Source organism: Sutterella parvirubra YIT 11816, assembly GCF_000250875.1.
GTDB classification, from domain to species: domain Bacteria; phylum Pseudomonadota; class Gammaproteobacteria; order Burkholderiales; family Burkholderiaceae_F; genus Sutterella; species Sutterella parvirubra.
The window spans coordinates 21,215-38,860 of the sequence record NZ_JH604995.1; the positions used below are offsets into that span (position 1 = coordinate 21,215).

General features: G+C 66.1%; 15 protein-coding genes. 5 read left to right on the forward strand and 10 right to left on the reverse strand.

What is annotated here, in order from left to right:
• Positions 1 to 269: 269 nt before the first annotated feature.
• From adk to lpxK, 4 genes are all read right to left on the reverse strand, one after another.
• Entirely contained in the window at positions 270 to 920 is a 651-nt protein-coding gene (adk, locus tag HMPREF9440_RS07400; RefSeq protein ID WP_008542944.1) for an adenylate kinase, read from the reverse strand.
• 189 nt (positions 921 to 1,109) lie between these two features.
• The gene (gene kdsB, locus HMPREF9440_RS07405) at positions 1,110 to 1,904 is read right to left on the reverse strand and encodes a 3-deoxy-manno-octulosonate cytidylyltransferase (RefSeq protein WP_008542945.1); all 795 of its coding nucleotides are present in this window, start codon (positions 1,902 to 1,904) and stop codon (positions 1,110 to 1,112) included.
• A complete protein-coding gene (locus tag HMPREF9440_RS07410) occupies positions 1,901 to 2,119 on the reverse strand; it encodes a Trm112 family protein (RefSeq protein WP_008542946.1) in 219 nt (72 codons plus the stop codon). Before HMPREF9440_RS07410 ends, kdsB begins: the two co-directional genes overlap by 4 nt.
• On the reverse strand, positions 2,116 to 3,219 hold the full coding sequence (lpxK, locus tag HMPREF9440_RS07415; RefSeq protein ID WP_008542947.1) for a tetraacyldisaccharide 4'-kinase: 1,104 nt from the start codon (positions 3,217 to 3,219) through the stop codon (positions 2,116 to 2,118). The genes HMPREF9440_RS07410 and lpxK overlap by 4 nt, the downstream gene beginning before the upstream one ends.
• A gap of 1,115 nt (positions 3,220 to 4,334) precedes the next feature.
• Between lpxK and xseA the strand changes: the two genes are divergently transcribed.
• From xseA to HMPREF9440_RS07430, 3 genes are all read left to right on the forward strand, one after another.
• The gene (gene xseA, locus HMPREF9440_RS07420; protein WP_008542954.1) at positions 4,335 to 6,149 is read left to right on the forward strand and encodes an exodeoxyribonuclease VII large subunit; all 1,815 of its coding nucleotides are present in this window, start codon (positions 4,335 to 4,337) and stop codon (positions 6,147 to 6,149) included.
• A 139-nt stretch (positions 6,150 to 6,288) separates the two neighbouring features.
• Positions 6,289 to 6,879, forward strand: coding sequence for a superoxide dismutase (locus tag HMPREF9440_RS07425; RefSeq protein WP_008542955.1), 591 nt, complete (start codon positions 6,289 to 6,291; stop codon positions 6,877 to 6,879).
• Positions 6,880 to 7,077: 198 nt separating this feature from the next.
• Complete coding sequence (locus tag HMPREF9440_RS07430) at positions 7,078 to 7,590, forward strand: DUF2199 domain-containing protein (protein WP_008542957.1); 513 nt, start codon at positions 7,078 to 7,080, stop codon at positions 7,588 to 7,590.
• A gap of 258 nt (positions 7,591 to 7,848) precedes the next feature.
• On the opposite strand, the gene dut is transcribed toward HMPREF9440_RS07430, so the two are convergent.
• The 5 genes from dut to HMPREF9440_RS07455 form a co-directional block, all read right to left on the reverse strand.
• Positions 7,849 to 8,307 carry a dUTP diphosphatase gene (dut, locus tag HMPREF9440_RS07435; RefSeq protein ID WP_008542959.1) on the reverse strand — a complete coding sequence of 153 codons (459 nt, stop codon included), beginning with the start codon at positions 8,305 to 8,307 and terminating at the stop codon, positions 7,849 to 7,851.
• 57 nt (positions 8,308 to 8,364) lie between these two features.
• Positions 8,365 to 9,666: a bifunctional phosphopantothenoylcysteine decarboxylase/phosphopantothenate--cysteine ligase CoaBC gene (coaBC, locus tag HMPREF9440_RS07440; RefSeq protein ID WP_008542960.1), complete on the reverse strand. Its 1,302-nt coding sequence runs from the start codon at positions 9,664 to 9,666 to the stop codon at positions 8,365 to 8,367.
• A 234-nt stretch (positions 9,667 to 9,900) separates the two neighbouring features.
• Positions 9,901 to 10,416, reverse strand: coding sequence for a signal peptidase II (gene lspA, locus HMPREF9440_RS07445; protein WP_008542961.1), 516 nt, complete (start codon positions 10,414 to 10,416; stop codon positions 9,901 to 9,903).
• 15 nt (positions 10,417 to 10,431) lie between these two features.
• Positions 10,432 to 13,278, reverse strand: coding sequence for an isoleucine--tRNA ligase (ileS, locus tag HMPREF9440_RS07450; protein WP_008542962.1), 2,847 nt, complete (start codon positions 13,276 to 13,278; stop codon positions 10,432 to 10,434).
• Between the two features lie 60 nt (positions 13,279 to 13,338).
• A complete protein-coding gene (locus HMPREF9440_RS07455; RefSeq protein ID WP_008542963.1) occupies positions 13,339 to 14,280 on the reverse strand; it encodes a bifunctional riboflavin kinase/FAD synthetase in 942 nt (313 codons plus the stop codon).
• Between the two features lie 330 nt (positions 14,281 to 14,610).
• Between HMPREF9440_RS07455 and purN the strand changes: the two genes are divergently transcribed.
• Together purN and HMPREF9440_RS07465 are read left to right on the forward strand one after the other, a co-directional pair.
• On the forward strand, positions 14,611 to 15,258 hold the full coding sequence (gene purN / locus HMPREF9440_RS07460; protein ID WP_008542965.1) for a phosphoribosylglycinamide formyltransferase: 648 nt from the start codon (positions 14,611 to 14,613) through the stop codon (positions 15,256 to 15,258).
• A 73-nt stretch (positions 15,259 to 15,331) separates the two neighbouring features.
• Complete coding sequence (locus tag HMPREF9440_RS07465; RefSeq protein WP_008542968.1) at positions 15,332 to 16,807, forward strand: RsmB/NOP family class I SAM-dependent RNA methyltransferase; 1,476 nt, start codon at positions 15,332 to 15,334, stop codon at positions 16,805 to 16,807.
• 185 nt (positions 16,808 to 16,992) lie between these two features.
• Here the strand turns inward: HMPREF9440_RS07465 and HMPREF9440_RS07470 are convergent, their stop codons facing one another.
• A complete protein-coding gene (locus tag HMPREF9440_RS07470; RefSeq protein ID WP_008542970.1) occupies positions 16,993 to 17,484 on the reverse strand; it encodes an aminoacyl-tRNA deacylase in 492 nt (163 codons plus the stop codon).
• Positions 17,485 to 17,646: the final 162 nt, after the last annotated feature.

Here is a 17,646-nt window from a genome sequence, read left to right on the forward strand (position 1 = left end):
CGTCGAGCGAAGCGTGGGCGACGTCGTCGGGCGACGTGAGGACGTGCGCCGCACCGAGGGCGGCGGTGAGGCGGTCGAGGGCTGCCGTCATGGGGACTCCGGGAAGGGGAGGAAAGGGGAGGACAAGGGTTGAGCGGGGAGCGGTCCGACGAGGATCCGTCCGGGCGTCCCTCAAGGATAAGGCGGTTGGCCGTTGAACGTCGCCCCGAAAACGAAAGAGGCCGGTTCGGCGTTCCGCCGTCCGGCCTCTCCGAGTCACGCGGAGGTGATCACTTCAGCGCGTCGAACACGCGTTCCGTGATCGCGTCGATCGAGCCGAGGCCCGAGATCGAACGGTACTGCGGGGCGTCGCCGCCCTTCTTCGCGAGGTCCGAGTAGAAGCCCACGAGGGCTTCCGTCTGGTTGTGGTAGACCTCAAGGCGCTTCAGGACGACCTCTTCACGGTCGTCGTCGCGCTGGATGAGGGGATCACCCGTCACGTCGTCCTTGCCTTCGACCTTGGGCGGGTTGTACTTGATGTGGTACGTGCGGCCGCTCACCGGGTCGACGCGGCGCCCGGACATGCGCTCGACGATTTCGCTGTCGGGCACGTTGATTTCGAGCACGAAGTCGAGCGGCACGCCCGCGTCCGCCAAGGCCTGCGCCTGCGGAATCGTGCGGGGGAAGCCGTCGAAGAGGAAGCCGTTCGCGCAGTCGGCGGCCTGAAGGCGTTCCTTCACGAGACCGATGATGATGTCGTCGGAGACGAGCTGGCCCTTCTCCATGACGGCCTTGGCGGCGAGCCCGAGCGGCGTGCCGGCCTTGACGGCGGCGCGGAGCATGTCACCGGTCGAGATCTGCGGAATGCCGAACTTCTCGCAGATGAACTTGGCCTGGGTGCCCTTGCCGGCACCGGGCGGGCCGATCAGAATGAGACGCATGGAGAAACTCCCTTGAAGTTTTTGTGTTGTTGTCGCCGAAAGGTCACGGCACAGAGCCCGACGGCTCGGGGGAGCCTTCGGGCGTTGGATTCATTGTAGCGCCGGAGGGGGTTTTTCGCCCCTCGGGCGGTTTTGGGACGTTCGGCGTCGTCCGAACGACGCCCGACGCCCCAAAAAGCGGGGTGAGGGTCAGTGCGCTTCCAAAGCCTTCCGTTTGGCCTTCTCCTCGCGGATGACGGCGCGCACGCGGTCCAAATCTTCCTGCGTGTCGACGCCGGCGGGGAGCGCCGCATCGAGCACCAATACCGCGATCCGCTCGCCGAAGTACATCGCGCGGAGCTGCTCCAGGCTCTCGGCCTCCTCGATCGGGGCCTGCGGGAGCGTGGGAAAGCGCTTCAGGAACCCCGCACGGTAGGCGTAGAGGCCGACGTGGTGAAGGGACGGGTGCCCCTCCGGCATCGAGCTCATGCCGTGCTTCCTGAAATGGTCGCGCGGCCAGGGCACGGGCGCGCGGGTGAAGGTCATCGCTTCGCCCTTGGCGTTCAGCTCCACCTTGACGACGTTCGGGTTCATGAACGATTCGACGTCCCGGATCGGATGCGCGGCGGTCGCGATCGCGCACTCGGGGTGCGCTTCAAGGAGCTCCGCCACTTGGCCCACCACTTCGGGCGGAATCAGCGGTTCGTCCCCCTGGACGTTCACGATGATCGCGTCGTCCGGAAGCCCCATCATCTCGACGGCTTCCGACAAGCGGTCGGTGCCGGTCGGGTGCGACGCCTTCGTCATCAGGGCTTCGACGCCGTAGGCGCGACAGGCGTCGCAGATTGCTTCGTGGTCGGTCGCGACGACGACGCGCAGGGCGCCGGACTTGCGGGCCGCCTCGGCGACCCGCATCACCATCGGAACGCCTTCGATCGGGAGGAGAGGCTTTTCAGGAAGGCGCGTCGACTTCATGCGCGCCGGAATGATGACGGTGAAGCTCATCGGGCTTCCTCCTTCGGCGTGGGGCGCTTCATCTTGGTGCGCTCTTCGTCGGTGAGCTGCCGGGCGTCCGCGCGGATCATCGAGGGGATGCCGTCGCGGACTTCAAACGCGAGCCCGCACGCGGGGCAGGCGAGCTCCTGACGGACGCCTTCGAGGGCGCGCAGCGTCCCCTTGCAGACGGGGCAGACGAGGTATTCGGGAATGATGGGCTTCATGTTCTGTGTTCCGTGCCGTCGTCGTCGACGGTGTGGTCTTCCACCGGGTCGGCGTGGCGGCGCGTGTCGCGCCCCAACGTGGCCCAGGTGTCGTGAATGCGGTTCGAGACGAAGTCGATGAGGTAGCCGTCCAGCTTCACCTCCAACCCCACGACCCAGATGCGGGGGTCGTCGGCGATCGCGGGGATCCGGGCGCACTTCACGGCGTCCTTCCCCGTGATGAAGATGATGTCTTCCGACCGGCCCGCGAAGGGGTTTTCCGAGAAGTCGTAGTGGTCGCTCAAGGGAAGTTCCGCGCACTCGATGTCGTGCCCGCGGATCATCGCGAAGAAGCGTCCCGGCGCGGCGATCCCCGCCGCGGCGAGGGGTTTCCAGCGCTTTTCTTCGATCTCAGTGGAGAGCCGGTCGATGTCGGCGGTTTGGCCCGTCGAGAGCTGGGTGCAGGGCCCGAAGCAGGACGACGCGACGAAGCGCGGCGTGCGGGACGATACCGTCTCCGCGTTGGGGGTGTTCAAAACGATGGCGTCGACTTCGTCGAGCCTCGAGGGCGGCTCGCGAAGGGGCCCCGCCGGGAGCACCCAGCCGTTGCCGAGTCCCCGCGCGCCGATCACGGCGAGCTCGACGTCGCGCCCCAGCGCGTAGTGCTGAAGCCCGTCGTCGCTCACGATGACGTCGACCTCGGGGTGGAGTTCCAGAAGGCGGCGACCGGCTTCAAGGCGCTTACGTCCCACGACGACGGGCGCGCCCGTCTCGCGGGCGATGAGGAGGGGCTCGTCCCCGACCTCCGTCGCCGCCGCGTCGGTGCGCACCTCGCGCACGCCCGCCTCTTCGCGGCCGAACCCGCGGGAGATGATCCCCGGGGTCCAGCCCCGGGCGGCGAGCTCGCGCACGAGCGCGATCGTCACCGGGGTCTTCCCCGTTCCGCCCACGTAGATGTTCCCCACCACGACGACCGGCACCGGAAGGCGCTCGGCGCGGGTGCGGCTGCGGCGCACGGCTGCGATGCCGCGAAAGACGAGGGAGAGCGGAGAGAGGAGACACGCCGCGGGACCGCGGCCGGCCCACATGCGGTGGACCCAAGCTTCAAGCCGGGCGCTCATCGGCGGACCTCACTGACGTCGTGGGTGCGGCGGAAGGCCGCCTGCGCGGAGCGCTTCAGGATGCGGGGGGATCGGAAGGATCGTTGAGGAGGGTGGTCGTCGGAGGACATTGCCTGTGACATTGCCGTCGAAAAACTTCAATCCGACAATGATAGGTCAAATCGGTTGGGGGTGCGCGCGGCGTTCGAACCCGATTTGAGCACGTCGGGCCCTCTTCAGACGCTTGCCCGGGCGCGCGGCCGAGACTTGTTCCCAACGTGTTCCCGTGCCTTTTTCGGTCACCGGATTGCGCCGAGGTTCGTCCGGGGACCGGAGCGGACTGCGGCCCGAATAGATGTCCCTTCGGTCGGCGTTGATCCTGTGTGGAGAAGTTTTCAACGAAAAACCTTGGTGAAAACGCGTAGATGCGGCGCCGGCGACGATGTGTTGAAAACCCTGTGAACAACTCGGTTGACAACGTTCCAAAGTGCTTGACGCGAAAGGAAAAGGCTGTGGATTGCTGCATGGTGGATCCTTGGAATCGCTACGTATTCAAGGAATATCAAGGGGTTTCCGTTGTTTCCGGGGGCTCCCGCCCCAGTGGACGCTTCCGGTGGACAACCGCCGTGGAAAACCCCGCGGGTTTCTCACCGAGACCGTGAGTAACGGTGTTGATAAGTTCGTGGGCAACTTGGCAAGTCGTTGATTCGGTTGTGAAAAAGATCGTTGCCTAAAAAATAGGCAAACCCGGGGTTTTGTGGGAAAAGCCGTCGGAACCATGCCGGACACGCATCCGGGGTTCTTCTTGGAAATCAAGGGTTTGCGTCTTTTGGGGTCCGGATTCGTCCTCATGTGAACAACTTCCCCCGGCCGCAGGCCCTTTTCGGGGCGCCCCAACGGGGTTGAAGCTCTTTCCGACGCCCCGGTGACCGGTCTCGGAGGCGGTCCCGACGGAGGTTCCGGCGTAGGTCTTTCGACCCCTCCATCCGGCCCCCGCTAAACTTTCACCCATCCGAATCAGAAGCGGAGATCTTTTGGCATCCCGCAGGGATTCCGCGTGGGTTCCGCCGCGATTCCTCCGGATCACGCCGGATCCCGCTTCACACCTCCCCAACACCCAAGGACGGCAGATCAACGTGCCCAAGAACCCGACGGACGCCCGCAGTGGCGAAGACGACCTGACCGACGTGACCAACGTCACCGACGTCAACGACGCCGCCGATGCGGCCGACGACGATTCCCCGCTCGCGTCGGACGAGGCGGCGCTTCGCCGCGCCCGCCGCGAGGCGAGCCTCGCGCGCTTGGCCGCGGTGCGTGCGCGCCGCGGCACGGAGAGCCGTCCGGCGGCCGCCACCGCCATCCCGAGGCGCGAGTGGAGGACGACTCCTCCGCCCCCACCGCCCTCCTATTCCTCCTATCCGCCGCCCTTCGGCGGGCTGGATGAGTTCACGGGGCTTTGGCGGGATTCTTCCTCCCCGTTCGCAGCACCCTCCGGGATGCCCGGCACCACCCGCGGGACGCAGAAGCCCCTCACGGTGACCGAAGCGCTCACGCGCATCAAGAGTGCGGTGGCGGGGACGCTGATCGGCGTCTGGGTGACGGGCGAAGTGAGCGGGATGTTCCGCTCGGCGGCCGGACACGTCTACTTCAAGCTCAAAGACGCGACGGGGCTCGTCGCCTGCGTGGCGTTCGCCGGGGCGCTGCGCAAAAAGCCCGCCGACTTCCGCGACGGCGACGCGATCGAGGTGACGGGCCGCGCCGACGTCTATGCGCGCGGGGGCGACCTTCAGATCGTGGTCGACAACTGGCGTCCGGCGGGGCTCGGAGAACGCTGGGAGGCGTTTCTGCGGCTCAAAGCCAAGCTCGAAGCCGAAGGGCTCTTCGACGACGCCCGGAAGAAGCGCCTCCCCGGCTTCGTGCGCAAGCTCGCGGTCGTGACGAGCGCGCAGGCCGCGGCCTGGAGCGACGTGCGCCGCACGCTCGCAAGGCGCACACCCTGGATCCGCACGACGCTCTTTGAGACGCCCGTGCAGGGGGATACGGCCCCGGAAGGGATCGTGCGCGCCTTGGCAGCCGCCGACGCGGGCGGCTTCGACCTCGTGCTTCTTGTTCGCGGGGGCGGGGCGCCGGAAGATTTGGACGCCTACAACGACGAGCGGGTCGCACGGGCCTTGGCCGCGATGCGGACCCCGACCGTCACCGGCGTCGGGCACGAGTCCGACGTGACGATCGTCGACTTCGTCGCCGACCTGAGGGCGTCGACGCCGACGGCCGCCGCCGAATCGGTGGGGCCGGACCTGAGGCATTGGCTCACGCTTCTTGCGAGGCTCGACGCGACCCTGCAGGATGCGCTGAACCACAGTCTTCGCGACGCGATGCAGCGCACGGATCGTGCGGCCCTGATGCTGGCGAGCCCTGAGACGGTGACGGGTCGGAGCGAACGCCGGATGCGGGAAGCCGAAGATAGGCTTCGTCGGCTTTTTGCCGACCGCACGGGGTTGCTCGACGCCCGGCTCGCGCACGCCGCGGAGCGGCTCGCAAGCCCCGACGCGGTCTTGGAAGCGAAGGCGAGGGCATTGGGGAGCGCCGCCGAGCGCCTCCGCGCGGCGGGCCTCACGGTCGTCTCGCAGCGGGAGACGGCGCTTCGCGCCGTCGCGCCGGTGCTCCCCGCCATCCTCCGGCAGCTGGACCTGTGGGAGCGCCGTTTGGACGACCTCTCGCAGACTCTCAAAGCGCTCGACCCTGACCGCCCGATGCGGGACGGTTGGACCCGCGCGGAGCGCGCGGGCGAGATCCTGACCCGCGCCGAAGGGCTTCGTCGGGACGACGAGCTGACGCTCCGCTTCGCGGACGGTTGGGCGCGCGTGCGCGTGGAAGAGGTGGGCCTCACGCCTGAGGGGAACGGGAAGGACGACGGGGTTGGCGCCGGTCCTTCCGGCGGGAAAGCCTGATCGTTGAAACCCCGGCGCATCCGCCCGGAAAAAGGTGGATACGTTTGCGGACGCGAAGTAGATCTTTCGGTGGATCCTATGAAGTTCTTCGGCGTGATAATCTCACCCTAACAACAATTCTTCTTCGGAGACCCATCCCATGGCCCGTTTTGAACTTCCCGCGCTTCCCTATGCGCTCGACGCCCTCGAACCCTTCATGAGCCGCGAGACGCTCGAGTACCACTACGGCAAGCACCACCAGACGTACGTCAACAACCTGAACGCCCTCACGGAAGGCACGCCCTTCGCTGAGAAGTCCCTCGAAGAGGTGGTGCGTTCCTCTGAAGGCGGCGTCTTCAACAACGCCGCGCAGGTTTGGAACCACGCCTTCTTCTGGCAGTCGATGAAGCCGCAGGGCGGCGGTCTCCCGTCGGGCGCGCTCCTCGCCGCCATCGAAGCCGCGTGGGGTTCGTTCGACGCCTTCAAGAAGGCGTTCTCCGACGCCGCCGCCGGCAACTTCGGTTCCGGCTGGACCTGGCTCGTGAAGAAGGCCGACGGCTCGCTCGCCATCGTCAACACGAGCAATGCCGGGACGCCGCTTACGATGGAAGGCGTCAAGCCCCTTCTCACGATCGACGTGTGGGAACATGCCTACTACGTCGACCACCGCAACGCCCGTCCGAAGTTCATCGAAGCCTACTTCTCGAACCTCGTCAACTGGGCGTTCGCCGAAGCGAATTTCGCCGCCTGATCAAGGGCGAAAAGCATGACCGGCCGCCGGGTCCGCCCGGCAGCCTGATGTCGATGCGGGGCGCGCACGAAAAGTGCGGCGCCCCGTTTTTATAATGAGCCTCCGGTCTGAAGCCGGGGCCTCGCCCCTCCAGTCCGCTTTTCTCCATTCCATCCCTTCAAAGAGGGCGCGCTTCCTGCGCCCGCCCGGACACCCGCCATGATTCCCGCCGACGAACTCTGCCGCGACATTCAGATGAAGCTTCCCGACTGCCTCTGGCAGCTCGACTACCGCGAGCGCTATCTCGCGGGCCGCTACAACGAAGACTTCGCCACCGATCAGCGCGACGGGAAGACGTACCTTTTCGGCGTCGCGGAAGTGCCGCTTCAGTACGAGGAAGCGGGCGCCTTCACCTGGGGGATCTGGGTGGAGGTCTCCCGTGAAGACCACGACAAGTATCTCGCCCACTTCCAACAGGACGCGGTGGAGGGGCTTCAGGTGGAAGGCCGCATCGCCAACGACATCCCCGGCTACGAAGACGCTTTTGGCGCGAAGGTCGTGATGACGCTTCACGCCGGGCGCCGCCCCGAAGTGACGGTGACGGAGGGGAGTCTGGCCGAGGACCAGAAGGCGGGGCTGACGTTGGATGCCCACCGTGAGTTGGACGCCATCCTCTTCGGGGACGATGAGGAAGAGGGCGACTTCGATGAGGTTGAGGACGATGCGCGCTGAGCAAGGTCGCGCTATGATGGTTGCGTGATCTCCTCGGGTCTGGGCCGCGCATTTCGGTGGCGACTAGGGCCCCGGGCCTCCATCTCGGTGGGGACTTTGAAAACAGGGGAGATGACGGACGCCACCCGGATCAGGCCTGCGGGTGCGTCGAATTCGAAAAGGGGAGACGATCATGAGCGCCTCCCCTTTTCCTTGTCCGGATTCCGGCGACCGGTGCCTCTGCCGGTGCGGCAAGCCTGCATCAGGCCCGACGGGACCTTACTTCGTCCCCGTCGACCCGAACCCGCCCGTGCCGCGTTCGCTCTCGACGAATTCGTCGACGAGCTTGAACTGCGGCTGCACGACCGGCATGACGACCAGCTGCGCCAAACGTTCGAAGGGCTCCAGCACGAAGGGCTCCTGCCCGCGGTTCCAGGTCGAGATCATGAGTTCACCCTGGTAGTCGCTGTCGATCAGGCCCACGAGGTTCCCGAGGACGATCCCCTTCTTGTGGCCGAGCCCCGAGCGCGGCAGGATCACGGCGGCGTAGCCGGGCGCGCCGATGTGAATCGCGAGCCCCGTGCGCACGAGCACCGTTTCGCCCGGCGCGATCGTGATGGGGGCGTCCAAAAGGGCGCGCAGGTCGAGCCCTGCGGAGCCGGGTGTGGCGTAGGCCGGAAGGTGGGCGCGCATGCGCTCGTCGAGGACCTTGAGGTCGATCGTGAGATCAGTCGTCATTGCGGTTGATCAGTATGGATGGTGAGTGAATGGGTTGGGTGTTCGTGAGCCTCTTCTTCAGCCCTTCCGCTGAAAGCTCCGTTCAGGTTCGAACGCACCCTCGGAGGCGTCCTCTTCCCGGGCGCGCAGCGCCGCAGCGGCGCGCGCGACGATGAAGCGGGCGACGTCGTCCTTCGTCGCGGGACCGTAGGCGACGGTTACCGACGGCGTCACGATGAGGACGCGGTTTTCGTTCGCCTGCGGGGCCGTGCGGGCGTCGTTCGCGACCACGAAGGCGCAGCCCTTGCGGCGGCACTTCTCCCGCGCGTAGGCTTCGACGTCCGCGCATTCGGCGGCAAACCCCACCGTCACGGGGACGTCCCGGCGGGCGGCGACGCCCTGAAGGATGTCGGGATTCTCGACCCAGCGGAGCTGCGGCCCCATCGGGCTCTTGGCAACTTCTTCGGTCTTCCCGTCCGCCTGTTCTTCAGACTTGAGATCCTTCTTCTTGATCTTCCCGTCGACCGCCGCTTCGGGCCGCCAGTCGGCGACCGCGGCGACGCCGGCGAAGATGTGGGCGGGCTTTTCATTGAGCGCTTCATCGACCGCGGCCTTCATCTCCAGGGCGGACGTGACGCGCCGGACCTCCACCCCGGGAGGCGGCACCACCGTCACGGGCCCCGCGACCACCACGACCTCCGCTCCCGCATCCCGGAAGGCGCGGGCGAGCGCAAAGCCCTGCCGTCCGCTCGAGCGGTTGGTGATGCCGCGCACGGCGTCGATCGCTTCGTAGGTGGGCCCCGCCGTCATGACGACGCGGCGGCCCGTGAGGGTCTTCTCCACGAAGGCTCCGGCGATGCGCTCCAGAATTTCTTCGGGTTCGATCATGCGGCCTTCGCCCACGTCGCCGCAGGCCTGCGACCCCTGCGCGGGGCCGAAGAAGAGAAAGCCGTCGTCCTTGAGGGTCTTCACGTTCCTCTGGTTCGCCGGGTGCGTCCACATCTCGACGTTCATCGCGGGGACGACCGCCGTCGGGCACCGACGCGCGGCGATCAGGGTGGACACAAGGTCGTCCGCAATCCCGTGGGCGGCCTTCGCAAGGATGTTCGCGGTGGCGGGACCCACGACCAGAAGGTCGGCGTCGCGCGTCAATTCAATGTGAGGCATCGCGCCCTCAGGTCCCGCCGCCCATTCGGTCAAGGCCACCGGGTGACCGGAGAGCGCTTCAAAGGTGACGGGCGTCACGAACCGGGTCGCGTTTTCCGTCATCGCGATCCGCACGACGGCCCCGGCCTTGACGAGCCCGCGCACGACGGCGCACCACTTGTAGAGGGCGATGCCGCCCGTGAGGGCGAGGATGATGCGTTTGTTGCGGAGCATGGTCGGGGTCCTTTCTGTGAAGTTCGCAGACGTCTGCGGTGCTTCATTGTACGGGGGCGCCGCGCGCCCTGGGCGCGCTCCGGCAACCGATCCCGTACGTGGCCGCCGAAGCATGGAAGCGCGCCCTTCCATGCGCAGCCCGTCGGAAAGAAAACGGGCTTCCCGTCGCCGGAAAGCCCGCTCTGATGGGTGAGACGGGGACGCGCCCCGTCAGGGGCTCCGCCCCCGGAGCGCTCAGCGCTCCCTGGAGACGCCCAAAAGCTCGTCGAGGATCAAAAGCCCCGCCCCCACGCAGATCGCGATGTCCGCGACGTTGAAGGCGGGCCAGTGCCAGCCGCCCGCGTGGAAGTCGAGGAAGTCGATCACGAACCCGTAGACGGCCCGGTCGATGAGATTCCCCAAGGCGCCGGCGGCGATCATCGTCAACGCGAAGGAAAAGAGCTTCTTCCCGTTGTGCTTCCAGAGGAGCACGACGATCGTCGCGACGACCGCGCCGGCCAACCCCGTGAAGAGCCACCGCTGCCAGCCGCCTGCGTCCGAGAGGAACGAGAAGGCCGCACCGGTGTTGTGCGCGAGCACGAGGTTAAAGAACGACGTCACGGCGATCCGCGTGTCCGGGTTGAAGGCGTGCTCCACCCAGAACTTCGTCCCCTGATCGAGCACGAGCACGAGGAAGCCGAGCGCGATCCAGAGACTGAACCGGAGCGCGCTCGGGGGCGCATAGCGGATGAAGGTGCGCGGTGCGGCCATCGCCAACCGTCCCGCTTAGGCCATGCGGCGCACTTCGCCCGAACCGAAGAGGTTCGTGCGGCAGCGCGGGCAGAGACCCGGGTGTTCGGCGTCGGTGCCGACGCCCGGCACGTAGTGCCAGCAGCGTTCGCACTTCTTCTCCGAAGAGGCCTTCACCTCGACCGAGAGGCCTTCCGCGGCTTCTTCGAGCTCCACCTTCGACATGATCATGACGAAGCGGAGTTCGTCGCCCAAGCTCTTCAGCGCTTCGTACGCTTCGCCCGACGCGCGGACGACGCCTTCGGCCTGAAGGGACGACCCCACGCGGCCGGCTTCGCGTTCGGCTTCAATGGCTTTCTGCATTTCGGCGCGGGCGTTGCGGATCACCTCCCACTTGGCGAGAAGGGCTTCGGCACCCGGCACTTCCGGATAGGTCCAGAAGGTTTCCGTGAAGATCGTCTCGGAGGCGTTCGGGCTGAAGACCGCGAAGGCTTCTTCGGCCGTGAAGGAGAGGATCGGGGCGATCAGGCGCAGGAACCCGGACGTGACGTGCCAGAGCGCGGTCTGGGCGGAGCGGCGGGCGAGGCTCTTCGGGGCCGTCGTGTAGAGACGGTCCTTCAGAACGTCGAGGTAGAAGCCGCCCAGGTCCGTCGCGGCGAAGCTCTGGAGCATGCCGCTCACGTTGTGGAAGCGGTATTCGTCGTACTCGGCCAAGACCTTCTTCTGGAAGTCCGCGGCGTAGGCGACGGCCCAGCGGTCGAGCTCGAGCATTTCCTCCATCGGCACCGCATCCGTCTTCGGGTCGAAGTCGGAGGTGTTGGCGAGAAGGAAGCGGAGCGTGTTGCGGACGCGCCGATAGCTCTCCACCACACGCTTGAGAATCGTGTTCCCGAGACGGAGTTCCGCGGTGTAGTCGGTGGAGGCCACCCACAGACGCAGGATGTCCGCACCGAACTTTTCGTTCACGGTCGAGGGCGCGACGACGTTCCCGACGGACTTCGACATCTTCATGCCCTTTTCGTCCACGCAGAAGCCGTGGGTGAGGAGCCCGTCGTACGGGGGACGGCCGTCCAACATCGTGCCGATGAGAAGCGACGAGTGGAACCAACCGCGGTGCTGGTCGGAGCCTTCAAGGTAGAGGTCCGCCGGCCACTTGAGTTCCTTTTCGTGCGAGCCGCGCATCACCGTGTAGTGGGTCGAACCCGAGTCGAACCAGACGTCGAGGATGTCGGTCGACTTGTCGTACTGCGAGGCTTCTTCTTCCGTCAGGAAGTCCGTCGTCTTCGCGCGCGACCAGGCTTCGATGCCGCCCTTTTCGATCATGTCGGCCACCTGGTCCATGATTTCGAACGTGCGCGGGTGGAGTTCCCCGGTCGCCTTGTGGAGGAAGAAGGGGAGCGGCACGCCCCAGTTGCGCTGACGCGAGATGCACCAGTCCGGGCGGTTCTCGATCATCGCGTAGAGACGGTTGATGCCCCAGGACGGCGTGAACTTCGTCGCGCGCACGCCTTCCAGGGCCGCCTGACGGAGGGTCTTCGGCTGCGCGGGGGTGTTCAGAACCCCTTTGGTGTCTTCGGTCGGCTCGTCCATGCGCACGAACCACTGCGAGGTCGCGCGGTAGATGAGCGGGGTCTTGTGGCGCCAGCAGTGCATGTAGCTGTGGACCATCCTGCCCGAGGCCATCAGGTTCCCGGTGACGCGAAGGGCGTCGAGGATCTTTTCCGCCGCCTTCCAGATGTTGAGCCCCCCGAAGAGCGGGAAGTCTTCGGCGTAGATGCCGTCGCCCATCACGGGCGTGAGGATCTCTTCGTTCGTGAAGCCGTTCTTCTTGCAGCTCACGAAGTCGTCCGAACCGTAGGCCGGGGCGGAGTGCACGATGCCGGTACCGGCGCCGCTCTCGACGTAGTCGGCGAGGAAGACCGGCGAGCGGCGGTCGTAGAAGGGGTGAAGTTCCGCCATCGGATGACGGAAGACGAGGCCGCCCAGCTTCTCGCCCATGGCCTTGGCGAGCACTTTGCCTTCGAGACCGTAGCGCTTCAGGGACTCTTCGGCCAAGTCGGCGCCGAGGATGAAGAGGCGTTCACCCACGTCCACGAGCACGTATTCGAGCTCGGGGTGCATGTTGAGAGCCTGGTTCGCGGGGATCGTCCAGGGCGTGGTCGTCCAGATGACGGTCGCGACGGGCTTTTCCAACTTCACGCCGAAGGCGGCTTCGACCTTCGCCTCTTCACCCTTCATGAGGGGGAAGGCGACGTCGATCACGTGGCTTTCCTTGTCCTTGTATTCGACTTCGGCTTCAGCCAACGCGCTCTGGCAGTCAAAGCACCAGTTGACGGGCTTCAGGCCGCGGTAGACGTAGCCCTTTTCCATGATCTTTTTGAGGGCGCGCACTTCCTGCGCTTCCGTCTTGAAGTTCAAGGTGCGGTACGGATTGTCCCAGTACCCGAGGACGCCGAGGCGCTTGAAGCCTTCCATCTGGATCTTCGACTGCTCCATCGCGTAGGCGCGGCAGAGCGACTGCATTTCGGCGACGGGGAGGTTCTTCCCGTGCATCTTCTCGATCTGCACTTCGATCGGCATCCCGTGGCAGTCCCAACCCGGGACGTACGCGGCGCAGTAGCCTTCGAGGTCCTTGAGCTTGACGATGATGTCTTTGAGGATCTTGTTCGTGGCGTGGCCGATGTGGATGTTGCCGTTCGCGTAGGGAGGACCGTCGTGAAGGATGAACTTCTGCGCGTCGCGTCGCGCGTCCATGATGCGGTCGTAGATCTTCTTTTCTTCCCAGGCGGCGACCCAACCGGGCTCGCGCTGCGGCAGGTTCCCGCGCATCGGGAACGGCGTGTCGGGAAGATTGAGCGGATACTTGGCGGCTTCTTCTGCCATCGTGAACTCCTGGCCCCCTCGGGCTCTTCAGGTGGTTGATGCGGTGGGCCTTCCCTCAATTCATGCGAGTGAAGCGCCCAGGAGCCGTCGCGCGGTCTGCGCGTCGGCATCGATTGCGGCCCGAAGTTCTTCGAGGCCGCTGAATTTCTTTTCGTCGCGGATCTTGTGGACGAAGTTGATCTTGAGAATCCGGCCGTAGGCGTCGCCCTGCCAGTCGAAGACGTGGGTCTCCAGGAGCCACCGGCGTTCCGACGCAACCGTGGGACGAAGCCCCAGGCTCGCAACCCCCGGATAGACCGCGGGCCCCAACCCCTCGATTTCAACGGCGTAGACGCCGCGTACGGCCGGGTCCGCCTTGCTCCCGGGCGGGAGCGGCGCGATGTTGAGCGTGGGGAACCCGAGCGTGCGGCCCAGCGCCTTTCCGTGAATGACGCGGCCCGTCAGCGCATAACGGCGGCCCAACATCATTTCGGCTTCGTAGAAGTCGCCCGCGGCCAGCGCACGGCGCACGCGCGTCGAACTCACGCGGGCGTCCGCGTGGTAGAGCGTGGGCGAGACGGCGGTCTCAAAATGCAGTTCCTGCCCCATGCGTTCAAGAAGCGCAACGTCGCCCTTACGGTCGCTCCCGAACCGGAAGTCTTCCCCCACCGTGATCCACTCGGCGTGAAGACCTTCAACGAGGATCTTCCGCACGAAGTCCTCGGCCGACATCGCGGCCAGGTGCGTGTGGAAGGGGAACATGTGGACGCGCTCGATCCCGCAGGCGAGCATGGCCTCCACCTTGTCCCGAAGCGTCGAGATGCGGGCCGGCGGCACCCCGAAGCGCTCGCGCGGGTGTGGTTCAAAGGTCACCACGGCGGGGAGAAGACCGCGCGCCGCGGCCGCTTCCGCCACGCCCTGAAGGAGCGCCTGATGCCCCGTGTGCACGCCGTCGAAGTTGCCGATGGCGAGCGCCGTCGGGCGGCGCTGAAGGGCGTGGGGCAGACCTCGGAAAACGTGCATGGCGTACGGGCGGGGAAAGTGGATCGGACAAAGCCCGCATTATAACGGGCGGCCCCGCGCATTCGGATCAGGCGAACTGCATAGGCCGCCCCCGGCATCCTGTTAGAATCGGGGCGTTCCGGGGAGGGGCCCTTCCGAGGTTTCCTCATCCGCCGGAACCCGAATCCTCAAAAAAGCGAAGGAAGGTGAAGGAAGCATCCCCACCTCCGGCGAAAGCACGCCGGAGGCGTCGGCGCATCTCCCGCCGCCGGGGACGCCCTGATCGGTTTTGCCGTTCCCGTCGTTCCGGCGTCCTTCTTCGCCGACATCTCCCGGTTTCTCACCACCATCATGAAGAACATCGTCATTCTGATTTCCGGCCGCGGAAGCAATTTCGAGGCCATCCTGCGCACGGCGCGCGCCGAGAACTGGGAGGCCGAGGGCCTCAGGCTCGCCGCGGTGATCTCGAACCGCCCGGATGCGGCGGGTCTCAACCGCGCCCGCGAAGCGGGGATCCCCGCGGTCGGCATGGACCACAAGGCGTACCCCTCGCGCGAAGCCTTTGAAGAAGCGCTCGCGGCCGAGATCGACAAGTTCGAACCGGCGCTGATCGTCTTGGCGGGCTTCATGCGCGTCTTGACGGAAGGCTTCGTCTCGAAGTACGAAGGCCGCATCCTCAACATCCACCCGGCGCTCCTCCCGCTCTTTCCCGGTCTTCACACCCACGAGCGCGCGATCGAAGCGGGCTGCCGCGTGCACGGCGCCACGGTGCACTTCGTGAGCGCGGTGCTGGACGGCGGCGCCATCATCGGCCAGGCGGTCGTGCCGGTGCTCCCGACCGACGACGCGGATGCGTTGGCCGCCCGCTGCCTGAGGTCGGAGCACATCCTCTACCCGCGCTGCGTGCGCGAGGTGGCGCTGGGCCGCGTCGTCGCCGAAGAGGGCAAGGCGCGCATGTCCGATGAGACGGCCCGCGCGCTCACGGTCTTCGACGTCTGAACGAAGGTTTGATCGAACGTCTGAAGCCGCCGCACCCCGAACAAACACATACCTAACCGAGAACCACACATTCATGGCTGAAATCAAGAAAAAGCGCGCCTTTGCGATGCAGAAGCCCCGCCGCACCTCCCGTGACGGCGATGACCGCCGCACGGACCGTCAGCGCGCCGCCGACCGGCGCCGCCACGAAGAGCGCGCCCGCACGGGCTTCAAGCGCACGAAGGGTGACATGACGCCTGAAAAGCGCATGGCGCCCTTGGCGCCCGGCCGCGTGCGCATCACGAACCTCATCGTTGATGAACTCACCCGCGCGCTCGCCGTCATTCTGAAGTTGGACGGCCCGGCGGACGTCCTGATGAAGCTCTTCTTCAAGAGCAACCCCAAGCTCGGCATGCGCGACCGCGGCCTCATCGCCGAAGGGATCTACTACACGCTGCGCCACTTGGCGACCATCCGCCACGCGATGCGTCCGGTGCCCCCCGTCAAGGCCCCGCGCGTCGCGGCGCTCCTGACGCTTGCGCGCCAGCATGGGCTTGACGCCATTTCGCCCTCGGCGATCGGTCCGGAAGAGGGGCCCTTGAAGAACATGCTCGCGGTCGACCTCTCGAAGGCCGCCCCGCACGTGCGCGCCGAACTCCCGCAGTGGCTCTTTGATTTGATCGACGCCCAGTACGAGGATGCGGAAGCCCTCTACCCGGCGATGATGGAAGGCGCTCCGCTGGACCTCCGCGTGAACCTTTTGAAGGCCACCCGCGAAGAAGTTCTGGAACAGCTGTCCGGGAGCGGCGTCACGGCGTTTTCCACCCCCTACAGCCCGGACGGCGTGCGTCTCCCGACGAAGCCGGGCTTGACGCAGTGGCCCATCTACAAGGAAGGCAAGGTCGACGTGCAGGACGAAGGGAGTCAGTTGATCGCCCGCCTCCTCGCTCCGCGTCGCCGCGAAATGATCTGCGACTTCTGCGCGGGCGCGGGCGGGAAGACTTTGGCCTTGGGCGCCCTCATGCGCTCGACCGGGTCGCTCTATGCGTTCGACGTGAACGAAAAGCGCTTGGCCGGGATGGCCCCGCGCATGCGCCGCGCGGGTCTCTCCAACGTCCACCCGATCGCGATCCGCAGTGAGGACGATCAGCGCGTGCGCCGTCTTCGCGGGAAGTTCGACCGCGTGTTGGTCGACGCCCCCTGCACGGGCTCGGGGACGCTCCGCCGCAACCCGGACCTGAAGTGGCGCCTCTCGCCCGACGAATTGGAGCGCATCAACCGCATCCAGAAGAGCGTGTTGGAGCACGCCTCGCGCCTCGTCAAGGCGGGCGGCCGCTTGGTCTACGCCACCTGCTCGGTGCTGAAGCGCGAAAACCAGGATGTCGTCGAAGCCTTCTTGGCCGCTCATCCCGAGTGGAAGCTCGTCCCCGCTGCGGAAGTCTTCGCGACGCAGGGGATCACGTTCGACGCCGCCCAGTGGGAGCGCTTCGGGAGCTACTTCCAGATGCTTCCCCACGTCAACAACACTGACGGCTTCTTCGCCGCGGTGCTGGAGCGATCGGCCGAGTAACTCTCAAAAGCCGGAACGAAAGGAGCCCCAAGCCTGAACGCTCGGGGCGCCGAAAGAGAAAAGGCGCATGCCGCCGGGAGATTCCCGAAGGCGTGCGCCTTTCGTATTGGTGCGGGCTGGCATGTGGGCTTGGGCGGCTTCGCGCGGTTCCTGCCGCCCCCGCCGTCCTCGCCCTCCGTCCCCGATCAGTCGGGGTTCGCGCAGTGGACCGGAATCGCGCCGAGTTCGTCTTGGAGCACCTTCGGGTCGATCCCGACCTGGTAGCCGCGCCGTCCTCCGTTGATGAAGATGTGATCGAGCTCGAGAATCGAAGCCTCCACGTAGACCGGCATCTTCTTTCGCGTCCCGAAGGGGCTCGTGCCCCCGACGAAGTAGCCGGAATTCCGCTGCGCCTGCGCGGGGTTGCAGGGGGCGACGGACTTCACGCCGATCTGGCGCGCGAGGTTCTTCAAGGACACCTCGCAGTCGCCGTGCATGAGGACCACCAGAGGTTTCGCGTGCTCGTCCTCCATGATGAGGGTCTTGATCACGTGGTGGTGGTCGATCCCGCAGGCGGAGGCCGCAAGCGCCGTGCCCCCGTGCTCGACGTACTCGTAGCTGCGCTCTTCAAAGGGAATGTTGCGGGCTTTGAGCCACTCGGTGGCGGGCGTGAGGCTCTGGTGCTTCGTCTTGCTCATGGCGGGCGGTCCTGTTGGTGCTTTTGATGTTCTTCTTGGTCGGTGCGGCCCGTGGCCGCACGGATTCCTTCCGTAGGAGCTTTGCATTCTCCTCCCGCTCCACCAAGAAAAGCAATGCCGGACGCTTCCGCGCCCGGCATCGGAGAGGTTCCTTCTTGGGAC

Excerpts from the sequence above, each read along its gene's own strand:
- adk (WP_008542944.1), bottom strand. The coding sequence starts at position 920 with ATGCGTCTCATTCTGATCGGCCCGCCCGGTGCCGGCAAGGGCACCCAG.
- kdsB (WP_008542945.1), bottom strand. The coding sequence starts at position 1,904 with ATGAGCTTCACCGTCATCATTCCGGCGCGCATGAAGTCGACGCGCCTT.
- HMPREF9440_RS07410 (WP_008542946.1), bottom strand. The coding sequence starts at position 2,119 with ATGAAGCCCATCATTCCCGAATACCTCGTCTGCCCCGTCTGCAAGGGG.
- lpxK (WP_008542947.1), bottom strand. The coding sequence starts at position 3,219 with ATGAGCGCCCGGCTTGAAGCTTGGGTCCACCGCATGTGGGCCGGCCGC.
- HMPREF9440_RS07425 (WP_008542955.1), top strand. The coding sequence starts at position 6,289 with ATGGCCCGTTTTGAACTTCCCGCGCTTCCCTATGCGCTCGACGCCCTC.
- HMPREF9440_RS07430 (WP_008542957.1), top strand. The coding sequence starts at position 7,078 with ATGATTCCCGCCGACGAACTCTGCCGCGACATTCAGATGAAGCTTCCC.
- dut (WP_008542959.1), bottom strand. The coding sequence starts at position 8,307 with ATGACGACTGATCTCACGATCGACCTCAAGGTCCTCGACGAGCGCATG.
- coaBC (WP_008542960.1), bottom strand. The coding sequence starts at position 9,666 with ATGCTCCGCAACAAACGCATCATCCTCGCCCTCACGGGCGGCATCGCC.
- lspA (WP_008542961.1), bottom strand. The coding sequence starts at position 10,416 with ATGGCCGCACCGCGCACCTTCATCCGCTATGCGCCCCCGAGCGCGCTC.
- ileS (WP_008542962.1), bottom strand. The coding sequence starts at position 13,278 with ATGGCAGAAGAAGCCGCCAAGTATCCGCTCAATCTTCCCGACACGCCG.
- HMPREF9440_RS07455 (WP_008542963.1), bottom strand. The coding sequence starts at position 14,280 with ATGCACGTTTTCCGAGGTCTGCCCCACGCCCTTCAGCGCCGCCCGACG.
- purN (WP_008542965.1), top strand. The coding sequence starts at position 14,611 with ATGAAGAACATCGTCATTCTGATTTCCGGCCGCGGAAGCAATTTCGAG.
- HMPREF9440_RS07465 (WP_008542968.1), top strand. The coding sequence starts at position 15,332 with ATGGCTGAAATCAAGAAAAAGCGCGCCTTTGCGATGCAGAAGCCCCGC.
- HMPREF9440_RS07470 (WP_008542970.1), bottom strand. The coding sequence starts at position 17,484 with ATGAGCAAGACGAAGCACCAGAGCCTCACGCCCGCCACCGAGTGGCTC.